Source organism: Peribacillus sp. FW305-BF15 (genome assembly GCF_058783805.1).
On sequence record NZ_JBYSYV010000012.1, the window covers coordinates 33244 to 46904 of the forward strand.

8 protein-coding genes are annotated in these 13661 nt (G+C 39.1%); all 8 read right to left on the bottom strand.

Annotated elements, in window-relative coordinates; translation table 11 throughout:
* Positions 1–425 precede the first annotated feature (425 nt).
* Positions 426–2822 (bottom strand): YhgE/Pip family protein, encoded by a 2397-nt coding sequence (locus AC3WLU_RS14460; RefSeq protein ID WP_492597461.1) that lies wholly within the window; start codon positions 2820–2822, stop codon positions 426–428.
* 408 nt (positions 2823–3230) lie between these two features.
* Positions 3231–4229, bottom strand: coding sequence for an NAD(P)H-dependent flavin oxidoreductase (locus AC3WLU_RS14465; RefSeq protein WP_413003425.1), 999 nt, complete (start codon positions 4227–4229; stop codon positions 3231–3233).
* Positions 4230–4401: 172 nt separating this feature from the next.
* Positions 4402–5145: a Cof-type HAD-IIB family hydrolase gene (locus AC3WLU_RS14470; protein ID WP_413003423.1), complete on the bottom strand. Its 744-nt coding sequence runs from the start codon at positions 5143–5145 to the stop codon at positions 4402–4404.
* Positions 5146–5311: 166 nt separating this feature from the next.
* A complete protein-coding gene (locus tag AC3WLU_RS14475; RefSeq protein ID WP_063576112.1) occupies positions 5312–6307 on the bottom strand; it encodes a cation diffusion facilitator family transporter in 996 nt (331 codons plus the stop codon).
* 244 nt (positions 6308–6551) lie between these two features.
* On the bottom strand, positions 6552–7304 hold the full coding sequence (locus AC3WLU_RS14480) for a hypothetical protein (RefSeq protein ID WP_283928596.1): 753 nt from the start codon (positions 7302–7304) through the stop codon (positions 6552–6554).
* A gap of 508 nt (positions 7305–7812) precedes the next feature.
* Positions 7813–9231: an amino acid permease gene (locus AC3WLU_RS14485; protein ID WP_141489663.1), complete on the bottom strand. Its 1419-nt coding sequence runs from the start codon at positions 9229–9231 to the stop codon at positions 7813–7815.
* 802 nt (positions 9232–10033) lie between these two features.
* Positions 10034–11179, bottom strand: coding sequence for a histidine kinase N-terminal domain-containing protein (locus tag AC3WLU_RS14490; protein ID WP_369316683.1), 1146 nt, complete (start codon positions 11177–11179; stop codon positions 10034–10036).
* A 242-nt stretch (positions 11180–11421) separates the two neighbouring features.
* Positions 11422–13254, bottom strand: coding sequence for a sigma-54-dependent Fis family transcriptional regulator (locus tag AC3WLU_RS14495; protein WP_278089719.1), 1833 nt, complete (start codon positions 13252–13254; stop codon positions 11422–11424).
* Positions 13255–13661 lie beyond the last annotated feature (407 nt).

A 13661-nucleotide genomic window follows, 5' to 3' on the forward strand; every position in this document is an offset into this window, starting at 1 on the left:
CAGGTTATTAATAAAAAACAGCGACTCATGACGGGTAGCTGTTTCAGTTTGTAGACAAAGGGTTTCGGAATTAAAAAATTCAGAACCCCATTTGAAATATGTTTAGAAAGCATCCTCATCACCTCAATTTTTATAATTATATTTTAAAACAATATAGACTTTAGGCAAAAGGGTACTATCTAAAAGTTAAAACAAAGTTGATTGGAGCGGAGGGTGCGAGACTCCTGCGGGAAAAGCGCGTCTAGGGGAGACCCCGCAGGCGCAAAGGCACGCCGAGGAGGCTCCCGGACCGCCCGCGGAAAGCGAGTGCCCGAAGCGGAAATCAACGTCTAAATTGTAACACCCATAAAAAAAGACAAACCCGATTTCCATCGAGTTTGTCTACAGTCTGAAACAGCGACCTAGACGGATCGCTGTTTTTTTGATCATTGTACAGTTGCTTCTTCCCGATTTTCATTCAATGTGCCGTTCATTTTCTTATACTGAAAAATAAAGTAAAGAAGTGATAAGATTAATGCCGTAACGAGGAATATCGCCAATATGGCAAGATTGTGCCACATGAAGCTATAATCTCCTGTTGAGATGACAGCACGAAAAGCATTAATGGAATAAGTCATCGGCAGGAACGGTGTGAATCCTTGCAAGAAGCCAGGTACTAATTCATTGGGGAATGTTCCGCCACTGCTGGTCAGTTGGAGAATCAAAATCAATAATGCTATGAACCGGCCTGGATTGTCAAAGGCTGAACCCAGGAACTGGATGATTGCCATGAAAGTGCAGCTAGCAAGAATGCTTACTGCAAAAAACAACGGCAGGCTCGTAACATTGATTCCAAGACCTAAAATTAAAATCGAGTCCACCAATATGGCTTGACAGATTCCGATGAGTGCCATGACACTGTATTTACTAATAAACCAGCTAAATCCACTCGCAGGTATAACAGCAGGATCTCTTAGCGGGAAAATGATCGTCAGAACGATAGCCCCGATAAATAAACTTAATGAAATTAAATACGGTGCAAAACTGGTGCCATAGTTCGGTACATTATTAATTGGTAATTTATCTACTTTAACTGGCCTTGCAAACATGTCATAAACTTCTTCATTGGATTTGATTTTGCCTGCCTCATTTGCCCCGTCATTCAATTCGTCATGTAATTCTGCAGATCCATCTGAAAGTTTGGCGATACCATCTTGTAACTTAATGGCTCCATTCGCCAGTTCTCCCATTCCGCTAGTTAGGCTGTTTGAACCCTCCTTCAATCTATCCGTTCCTGTAACCAGGCCTTCCGAACCTTCGGAAAGCTGTGAGGTTCCACTTGATAATTGCTTGGAGCCATCTTCAAGCTGATCAAGCCCGCTTACCAAGTTATTGCTGCCATCAGTTAATTGTCCAAGTCCACTCTGCGCTGAATCTATACTTTCGCCAAATGTTGTCAAACCAGACACCAATTGACCTTGGCCATTTTTCAGTTCATTCGCCCCATTGGCAAGTTTATCCTGAGCTTGCTTCAATTGCGTGAAACCGCCGCTTAATGCACTAGTGCCTTCACTTAACTGATTGGCTCCATCACTAAGGCTATTTGAGCCTTTAGCAATTTCGGTTGCACTGGCCGATAGTTTTCCCACTCCTTCAGATACTCCTTTACTACCTTCACTGATGCGTGTTAGAGAAGAAATCACTCCCTCCAAACGCGCTTTCTCTGCAGGATCATCCGTAGCTTCAGATTGTTGTTCCAATCCGGAAATAACCTCATCCAAACCTGCCGAAACTTCAGATGCCCCCGCTTTTGCTTCGTTCGATGCTGCGCTCCATTCAGACAATGAACCTGAAAGCTGGGCGGCACCAGCCGCTACACCATTTGCTCCCTCAGTTAAAGCGGGCAGCTTTTCATCTATTTGATTGAAGCCCTCTAATGACTGTTGCAATCCAGAAGCCAATTCACCAGTTCCCGCTTCAGATTTCTTGGCCCCTTGCAAAAGCTCGGATTGACCATCTTTCATTTGCCCAACACCAGAGCTGAACTGTTGTAACCCTTGATTAAGTTCCTTTGATCCTGCAGCTGCCGAACCGACCCCATTCGAAAAGGTCAATGATTTTTCAGCTAATTTTTCCAGGTTTTCATGGATTTCTACAGAACCTGAATGAAGGGAGTCAATTCCTTCATCCACTTTTTTGGAACCTTCTTTTGCTGAGATAATCCCTTCACCAAGTTCACTGGAGCCGTTTTTCACTGTATCTGTTCCGTCTTTCAATTCTCCAGCTCCATCACTGGCACTTTTGAGTCCGTCAGCCACTTCGTTCAAATTATCGAACATTGACTCCGCATAGGTTTTCGTAACCGCTGACGAAACCTCCCCTTTGATTCTCTCCGAAGCTGCATCACCTATTTTAGTGGATATATAATTAAACCCTTCATTGGACGTATAAATTAAATCAAGTTTTTTCGGATTGTCCTCCTGCAAAGTCGTTGCATTCTTCGAAAAGTTTTTCGGAATTTCTATTTTCATGTAATAATCTTGATTTTCCAGGCCTTCATTGGCTTCTTTTTGACTGACGAAATGCCAATCGAAATCCTTCTTTTCCTTTAACTCCTTGACTAAATCTTTTCCTATTGTAAGTTCCGTTTCATTGAACTCCGCACCCTCATCCAAATTGACAATGGCTACAGGCAATTGGTCCACCTTACCATATGGATCCCAAAATGCCCAAAGGAATGTGCCGCTATATAATAAAGGAATCAGTATGATCCCTATTATGGAAATGAGTATCATAGGATGTTTTAGTATGGCTAAAAATTCACCCTTTAAAGATTTTAACACGCCTACCAAGCCCTCCTATACGACGAATATGCCGTTTATTTAATCTATCTCGGTGAAAACGCATGAAAGAATGTTAAATTAAGTCATATGCTTCTGCAATGTAAATTTAACATTCTTCATTTTCACCTAAATATATATTACTTTTTAAACAACCAATAATATATGACTATATTGTCCATTTGGTCATTATCACGAAAATAATATAACATTTATCCATCTTTTTATCAATATTTTTTCACAGCGATACATCCTATATTTACTGCTTTTATCTTTAAATCCATTTAGATTGCCTTTTAAGCTGAAAATACTTTATTATGAATTAGCTCTGATATTACATGGCAAAAAAGGGTACCCATAATGGATACCCTTTTTTGCCATGTAAGCACAATTAAATAAAGCGCTTTCATATCATTTCGATATAATTCCTTTTAATTTTTCCGCCTGCCCGGTCAATTTCTTCAAGGACTCCTGATATTCTTTTTCTAATTGTCTTATGATGCCTGCAGCGGTATCTATTTTTTTAATCGCCCCCACACCATGACCCGCTGACCAAATATCACGCCACGCTTTAGATTCAGACGATTTGGACATGCTGTCAAAATCGACTTTTTCTTTTTTGGCTAATTGTTCTGGGTCCAAGCCTTCCTTCCTGATGCTCGGTTTAAGCATATTACAATTAACGCCTGAAAATGCATCGGTCAAGATGATGTCATCATGGTCAGAATCGACAAGCATTTCACGATATTCATCATTTGCCCTGCTCTCTTTCGCCACGATAAAACGTGTACCCATATATGCAAGATCCGCTCCTGCCGCCTGAGCTGCCAAGATACTGTGACCAGTACTGATCGATCCGGCGAGCAAAATGATTCCATCCCAGAATGTCCTTACGCTGTCCACGAAAGCAAAGCTATTTATCTCACCAGCATGACCGCCTGCTCCCGCAGCAACCAAGATCAATCCGTCCACACCAGACTCCGAAGCTTTTTTTGCAAAATCCACAGAGCTGACATCCGAAAAGACCAACCCGCCATAGCTATGTACGACATCCACCACATGTTTTGGTGAACCTAATGATGTAATGACGATGGGAGGCTGATGCTTTTTGACCAATTCCAACTCTTCTTCAAGCCGGCTATATGTACGGTGAACAACCATATTCATTGCCCATGGAGCGATCTTTGAGCTTGGTTCTTTATCCTTTGCTGCAATCAATGTATCGTTTATGTCACCCATCCATTGATCCAGTACCTCTATCGGCCGCGCATTCGGTGCTGGAAAAGAGCCGATCACCCCATTCAAACAGCATTCTTTCACTAACTCAGGACCGGATATTAAAAACATAGGTGCTGAGATAACTGGTAAAGTTAATTGATTCCACCACTGTTCAGGCAAACTACTTGTCATCCTTAAACCTCCCATTATTAATATATTACCAAAATATAACACTACAAGATTATCATACTTCTAAAAGACACAATTTTCAAGAAATTAATTCAGCAGCTAAAGTTTAATTGTCATGCAGCACCATTTTAATAAAAAAACTGTATATGGAATACGCCCCATATACAGTGTCGATTCAATTTGAAAGCACCCATTTCCGAATGGCCTTAGCTACACCATCTTCTTCGTTTGTCGCTGTAATCCAATCTGCTTTTTCTTTCACAATTTCTTGGGCATTTCCCATTGCCACGCCCACTTTTGCTTCAGAAATCATCGCAAGGTCATTAAGGCTGTCACCCACTGCCATTACATTTTCCATACTAATGTCGAGCAGTGAACATACGAGCTTTATCGCTTTCGCTTTATTGACGCCCATGGCATTCACTTCAATATTCGTTGGGCTTGAATTGCTTATTTCAAAGGTTCCTTTTGATGCCAGTTCATCCATGATGATTTGGCGGATGCTTGCATCATTTGTATCAAAACCGAATTTAAGCCATTGCGAATCATGGATTTTCTCAGGCATTTCAGCCCTGTAAATATTATCGCAGCTAATGGCCCAAAAATGTGTACCATGTTTTTGGCTTAATTCCCACATCCATTGTATGGATTCACTATCGACGATATTCCTTTCCACCAGTTTTCCTTGGTTATCGTAAATTTCGCTTCCGTTTACTGTAATGAGGTATGATTGAAGTTCCATTGACTTTGCAAAATCACTGCACGTCGCATAGGATCTTCCTGTGCTCAATACCACAAAAACCCCTTCATTTTCGGCTTCTTTTATCGCTCTCCGGTTTTCTTCAGATATCTCTCCAACCTTATTGAGAAGTGTTCCATCCATATCAAGTGCAACTAGCTTAATATTTTGTTTCTCCATTCTTATTCACCCTTCCATAATCCTTCATTATGTAACTAAGTCCATGATAGCTTATAATGCATACCCAAGGAAAGTACGTGATGAATTGAACAGCATTATCATTAGTGTTTTGATTTATAATCACACAATAATCCTGATCATGACATTTTGTATTCTGCCATTATTTCTACTCGCTGTCTTTTTTGATTTCATTCAATTCTTTTTTTATCTGACCTTCCCATTTTGGGATACCATCATTTTCATCAAATTCTATAATGACGTCCGTTACCCCTCTTTCCTTTAATATTTGATTAAACAGACGATCTTTAATGTCGTCCGCCTGTGCGATTGAAATATGGGGATCCAGTTCAACTTCAAGTTCAACATGAAAATCTTCCCCTTCTTTTATTACGGCCAGTTTCTGTATATCCCTTACGTCTAGATCATCCATGACCATCGCACCAATTTTTTGCCGCATTTCAATATCGGCTTCCCCAAGAGCACCAGCAGCATTGTCAAGAAAAACCCTTCCAACCACATAGAACATACCAAGACCGATCATAACGGAAGCAACTCCTTCCGCTTGGATAAAAGGCGTGAAGTTTGCTAATAATATGGCAATTATCGCAAGGACGCCGCCACCTGTCGCTACCATATCTTCCATAAATACTAATTTCGTCGCTGGTTTTGCCCTTTTTAAACCAGAAAAGCTCTTGAATATGACGGCTGCCCCTTTAGCTTCGATTCCAGTCTCATGGACCACTTCTTTCATCGCTTTAAATAATACATATGATTCCAACACAACCGCTAACGAAAGGACTGACAAGTTAATAAGGATACCAGTTGATTCTGAAGGGTGTAAAATGTGATGGAACCCTTCTTTAATCGTTTCATAAGACATGATCCCGACAACCAATACTGCCCCTAGTAATACAAGGTTAACCAAACGTCCAAAACCATCAGGGAATCGATCAGTTGGTGACTTTTTACTTAGTGCAGAACCAATGAAGACGAAAAACTGATTCGCAGCATCGCCCAAAGTATGTAAAGTTTCAGCAAACATAGCGACATTTCCTGTCATGAAATAGGCAATCCCCTTTAGCACTGCGATGATACTATTCACACAGGCAGCAATGAACGCCGATTTATTACCTTGTTTCAATAATCGAAATAATTCTTTCATATGAAAATCCCCCCTTATTTTTTTTATGAATGCATGATTATAATGTATTATCCCCAACACTGGAAAATATGAAACCACAAACGCAAAACCAATACGATTGGAGAAAGGTTATAAGTTGTATCTCCCACAAACGAATATATTCCAGTGGTGGACGCATCTATTCTAATAAGTTCATGTTGAATACGGCAAATAAAAAAAGGAGTAAGCGGCGGCTTACTCCATATCATCCAATAACTTCGAGTGTTTATCCTTCTTTTTTCACTAACTTGGATGGATTATTTACTTTATAGCGTATTTCTTTATTGTATTTTTTGTCGACCACTTTTCCATCAAATTCGATTGCGTCTCCTTCTTCGAGCTCAGCTTTTTTTAATGTCTTGCTATATCCACACCAAGCATCGCCAATAGTCAATTCAGGCTCCGTTGTCACTTTGACATTCTCCAAGAGTATGACTTCATCTTCTTCACCAGTGAAATGGTTCATTTTTGCCGTGAACTCCTTGACAGTCGCGGTGAAATGCACTTTTTCCCCAGGCAAGTCCAATTTAGGTTTTGCTGTCGTCTTTTTAGTTTTGGTTTTTGCCTTTTTTAGTTCTGCACTTGGCTGATCGGCGTTTTCCGTAATTGGTGCTTCATCCACCTGCTCAGTTTCACTTGAAACTGCGGCTGTTTCGGAAACCGGGCCACTCAACAGTTCTTTTCCGAAACTGGAGCTTTGCATTTCCTTTAAATAGGAAGGGTTAATACAGCTAAGCTTACCATTTTCAAATTGGACGACTATAGTGTCAAGTCCGTTGCCATATTGTTCATAACCTGCCAATTTGACTTTTGCTTGAAAACTTCCGCTTTTATATAATAGTTCTCTTTTAACCGAACGGGCAGTGAATAATTTCCATTCCAATCCTTTAGCGATATAGTCCGTATCATCTAAAAAAGGGATATACTCTCCTTTTGGTGCAATATAATGAATCAAACCTTCAGCTGGAGTTTCAGCCACAGTCACCACTCCTAATCTTTTCTATAGATTATATTCTAGCAAAGGATTTCAAAGTTGCAAATGAATGAGTATCATAATTGTACAGAGGGGGTGGCTGTCAAGGTTACGATTATATATAAACGCCCCCATGCAATGAATGCAATCATTTTTGGAACCAAAAATAAAGCTGCCCACTTAGGGCAGCCCAGGCTGTAGACAAACTCGATGTAAATCGAGTTTGTCTATTTTTATGGCTTGTACAATTTGGACGTTGATTGGAACGTAGGCCACTCGCTTTCCGCGGGCGGTCGGCCCTCGGCTTTCGCCTACGGGGTCTCACGTTCAAAGTGTACAACCCCCGTAAAAAAGTAAAAACATGAAGGATAACTTAGTCTTCTTTTAAAATCATAGTTTGGGTAGAGACTATTTCGAAACCCCTATAGTCGACAAGGAGCCGCCCACTAAAGGCAGTCTTTTATTAGAATAGTCAATCTTTTTTCTCTATAATCGGACAAAGCGACTACATTCCTCACCCTTCCTTAACGTGGATATTTTTTAGTTTTCCTTCTTGTTCAGCAGCAATTACGTTTTTCTTATGATAAAACAGAAAGTATGACCCAATAACTAGAATCGTGAGAAGGGTTGTAAGAAAGAATTGCAATCTCATGGAATCAATAAACGCCTGAGCAACGAATATAATAAATAAAACGGCAATGGTCGCATAGGTTAAATAAGGGAATAGCCACATTTTCACTTTGAGTGTCCCGGGATTTTCTTTTTCCGTCTTTTTCCGTAAATATAGATGAGAAAAGGCGATAAAGATATACATGATCATCGTGACCCCTCCCGAGCTGTTTGCGAGAAAAGCAAACAATTTATCAGGGGAAACAAATTTAAATGTCGTGAACACATAAGCAAAGAAAACACTTGCCATTAACGCCCAAATCGGGATTCCCCGCTTATTCACTCGGGAAAGGATTTTCGGTGCATCACCTTTTTTTGATAAAGAATATAACATACGAGAGCTAGTATATAGGCCTGAATTCAAAACAGAAAGCAATGAAGTGAAGATTACGATATTCATGATTTGACCCGCTGCCGGCAGGCCTGCCATGTCAAATACGCTGGCATAGGGGGTTTTCAGTAAATCTTCAGCACCTTGGGGGATTACGAGAACCAACACGGTCACTGAACCAACAAAGAAAAGAAGAAGACGCCATACGACACTGTTTATGGCTCTAATAATGTTTTTTTCAGGGTTTTCAGACTCTCCTGCAGCAATGGCAGCTACCTCACTTCCCGATAAAGAGAAAGTGATGAATATCACACTAAGAAGGACAGGCAGAAAACCTTTTGGTAAAAATCCTTCCGCTCCAGTTATGTTTGAAAGGCCTGGTGAATCAAATCCCGGAACCAATCCAAAAATCATGGCGGCACCAAGGAAGAGGAATATTACAATGGCAGCCACTTTCATGAAAGCTAACCAGTATTCAAATTCCCCATAAGCTTTGACTGAATAGATATTCGTAATCGTCATTAATATAGGGAAAGATAGACTGGCAGCCCATATAGGTATACCAGGAAACCAATCATGAATCATAGTTCCCAATAACGTAGTTTCAATAGCAATGATGATAACCCAGTTGAACCAGTATAACCAGCCGATCGTGTATCCGGCCCAAGGACCGAATGCTTGATGTGCATATGTTGAGAAGGATCCGCTATCAGGATTTACAACAGCCATTTCACCCAGCATACGCATTATAAGCACGATCATCAATCCTGCGATTATATACGATAAAATCGCACCAGGACCAGCTGAATCAATTATGGTTCCGCTTCCGATAAATAACCCTGCCCCAATTACCCCGCCAATAGAAATCATTGTGACATGCCTGGTCTTGAGACCATGTTTCAATTCATTTGTTTGAAGTGCCACTATTGTCACCATCCTTAAAAACTGTCAATTTAACGTTTTGTACGCAGTAAACCACTGCTCATGGGTACCCTAGTAGAAATCTTTCATTCAAAAAAACAATGTTAACAGTCCTTTACCCGTTTCATCATTCGTTTTCATGAGGCCAAATTCACAATCGTTATATGTATATTGAACAGCGTATATTCTATTAACCGGTAATGCATTTCTATTTATACTATCTCTTTACTACCATCAGCCCCTCAATGAATTACACGGAACGTACAATGGTACTTGTTGATATTTCACTTTCGCTTTTTGTTGAGTGAAGTTCTTTTTTTTAAAATAACCAGCTCTTATTCTTTCTTTCCTCTATCTTCTTTTTTTATAAAAGCACCCTCTCTCATTAAAATTTCATACCTATATAAAATAAAAGCAATATCCATGCCAAAAAAAGGATAGTTATTCAATTAGGGTTTAACGCTGTTATGGATTAAAAACGATTCATTATTGCATCATAATTGCATTTTTTGATTCATATATTAATTATTGACCCTTTTTGATTCACAATTGAATTAAAAATGACCATTTAACTGATTTCATTTTAGATTTCGACACCTTTACATACCGAAAAATAACAGAGATAAAAAGAAGATGCCAAAAACCAAATTATGATTTTGCATCTTCCAAATATATTTATTTTCTTGAGAATGATTTTATGTAATACCGGCAGATCCGAAACAGCCTTTCCCATTAATCAAAAATCTGTACATGCTTCGAAAAATATCGATATGTATACTATTTTATTTTATGAAAAGGCACTATATGATATGTATTATACCCTTTGAAGCTCATTCTGGATTTTAGGGAAATGGATGCTGAATGTGGTTAAATTTTCATTGGAGACACAATTCATATATCCATCATTACTTTCAATGATTTTTTTACATACGTATAACCCAATTCCCGTTCCTAACTCTTTCGTCGTGACAAAGGGTTCAAAAATAGATTCAATCAATTCACTTGCAATGGCCGGTCCATTATTTGAAATTCTAATTATTCTCTCATTCGCCTCGATTAAAGAGTTTATCCTCAAAATTCTTGGATGTTCCTTATCCTTTAAGGCATCAATCGAATTTATAAAAAGATTCAAGAACACTTGTTTTAACCCATCCTTGCTCGCTGTCATGACGAAGTTTGGATAAATATCTATTTCCACATTAACACTGGCATCCACAATATTTGCATAAGTCAGTTCTTGAATTTCTTCAATTAGCTTTAACACTGAAATTTCCTCTCTTTGTTCCTCATTAAAATCTGATTTAGAGGTATGGAGGAATTGGGTTATCCTGAAATTCAGCTGATTTAACTCATAATCAATGATATCCAAATACTTCAAATCCGGATTCTCCCTCTTCAGTAATTTATTGAACCCCATGATAGCTGTAAGAGGATTTCGGAATTCATGTACAAAGCTTGATGATATCTGGCCCAATACCGCTAATTTATCTTTGTGGTTTTCACTTATATAAGACTTTTTTTCCTCAATCACTTCATTTGTAAGATTCGTATATCTCGTTACTGCATGGTAGCTGAACGTATCAAAGTGCAAGTTGATGTCATTAATGAATTTCTGCATATAATTAATCGGGATATTTGCCCCAAAAAGATTTCTGATTATGATATTTCTCCCCAAATTGATATTATATAGAAAATCCCCAATGTTGATATTCGCTTCAAGACGTTCTTTTGCAACCTGGTAAGCCAATTTAATCAGCAAATCTTCAGATAGTACTTCCTTGAAAGTTTGGATCACCAGTGAGTACATTCCATAACCATTTTCTTTAATCTTTTCTTTGTAGGGATCTATTTCATTGATCTTAATAGTCTCGTTCCATTCATTTAAAAACTCAGATTCTTTTTCTTCCAAATATTGGATCAATACAAATTTATACTTCTTATGTTCAGATGACAACTTCATACTATTGACCACACATCCCCTTACGGAAATTTAGATACTATATCAATAACATCATTCTATATGAGATTTTGATTTCCTGCACTTCATTATTTATAGTAGTGAAATGTAGCTTATAAGGAGACAAGGTATGCATGTTCGCATATAGTTACTTGCAATAACAAGAACCGACCAAATCAGGTCGGGAATCTGAGAGATTTTAAAAGAAAAATTATCATACATATTTTTTATATACTAAGGAACTCTTACTTTTGAAAGTTGATTCCATATTTTTTCATTTTTCTATAAAGCGTATTTCGGCCGATGTCGAGTTGTTTCGCGGCGTTACTGATATTTCCACCTGTTCGTTCCAATGCATTTCTGATAAGCTGGGTTTCTTGTTCTTGAAAGTTTCTTGGTTCTCGATCGGCAATTGCCCCTTCCTCATTTGTAATGGAAGAAACAGGACAAAGTGCCACAAGCATGTCCCTTGTAATCGGGCCCTTATCAGCTAGGAATGCAGCCTGTCCGAGAACGTTTTGCAATTCACGGAAATTTCCTGGCCACGAATATCCCAAAATGAATGTTTTAGCTTCGACTGTCAGTTCAGTATGTTCGCTCTTATAAGGTAAATCCGCTAAAATGTATTCTGCTAAGAGCAATAAATCTTTACGACTCCTCAGATTTGGAAGTTTTAAAGATAATCCACAAAGGCGGAAAAATAAATCTGCACGGAATTCTCCAGCTTCCATTTCTTTTTGTAAGTCTTTGTTGGTGGCAGCAATGACCCTGACATCGATTGGAATGGAAGCATGTCCGCCGACACGCGTCACACATCGTTCCTGAAGCACACGGAGCAGAGACGCTTGAGCTTGAAGCGGCATGTCCCCGATTTCATCCAAAAACAGGGTTCCGCCATCTGCAGCTTCGAACTTCCCCTTATGCCCGCCGCTTTTTGCTCCAGTAAAGGCACCCTTTTCATACCCAAATAACTCACTTTCCAATAAGTTTTCTGGAATTGCGCTGCAATTAATGGCGATGAATGGCTTATCACTTCTTAAGCTATACCCATGAATGGATTGAGCGAACAGTTCTTTTCCCGTTCCGCTTTCTCCAGTGATTAGCAAGCTGATATCAAGCGCTGAAGCTCTTTTAGCAATGGATATGGTTTGATTCATTTGCGGATCATTACTTATTATATCGGTAAATTGATAACGATTGGTTGTTAATCCATCAATCAATTTCTGTTTTTTTAACCGTACGATCACGGATGATTGATGTTCCATATTTTTGCCAAGGGTTTGAACCAAGAATTCCTGGTCTTTAATGGAAACCCTCCGTTCTAAAACGAGTGGGTCAGTTCCTGATACAATATTCGATACCGGTTTTTCCAATGTGCCGATAACATCTGACGCCGCTGAATTGAGATCTGTAACTTTCCCTTCTTTATCTAGGGTAATTAACGGATCAGGGTATGAATCATATATAAAATAAAGGTTTTTCTCCCTTTTTTGTGTTTGGGACAACAAGAGTGCTTGTTTGATGCTATCAGCCACCCTCTGAACTAAGCTAATGGAAAAAGGATGATAATTCTGTTGATGACTGCTTAAGTTCAAAACACCAAGCAGGTGCCCATCAGGGTGATAAATGGGTGATGCGGCACAAGTAAGAAAATGGTTATCCTGATGAAAGTGTTGACTGCCATGAATCAATACAGGATTCCTCTCCACTATGGCTGTTCCTATTGCATTTGTTCCTTTTGATTCCTCTAGCCAATTGGCCCCTTTTCTTAAGGAAACATTATCTGCATGGCGGATGAAAGCTGGATCCCCAACTGTTTCGATGATATATCCTTCAGGAGCAGCAAGTAATAAAATGGACTCCAAACCATTAATCGAATGATAAACTTCTTCTAAAATGGGAGAAGAATGGTACAGAAGTTCCGCATATCGATCGTGGTATTCGGCCAACTCAAAAGCACCAAGCATATCTTCCTTTTCCATCATGCTTGGCTGAAGTCCCTTCGAAATGCACCGCTGCCATGATTCTTGAATAAATGCCGGTATGGTTCCTTTATCCGCGCTTATATTAACAGACATTGAATAATCCTCCCGTATGTATAATCAAGTAAATCGGCTTCTGTTTTTTATTCAATTTCATTAATGAAACTCTAAGTGATCCAAAGTTTTAGAGCATTCAGGGTTCGTTCCTTCAATTTAATTATAACAGAAAATTCAGATATCCACCAAAATGAAAACAAGCTTATGTGAACTACTAAACTTTTTTGTTCCATATTGGAACACCTGCCTGTTCCAATATGGAACAGTAAGGCACCTTCCCTTTTCCCTCCACCACCTTTTTAACTGATTTCATCGGTTTTTTGTTATGGCATCAGTCTTGCATAATTACATGTCGAGATATTGATTCCTTTTGATAAAGGGGGGAAAGAAAGAAATCAAGCAATCCAGTTTTAAAGTGATTTGATGCAAGTCTGCCAAAGGAAATT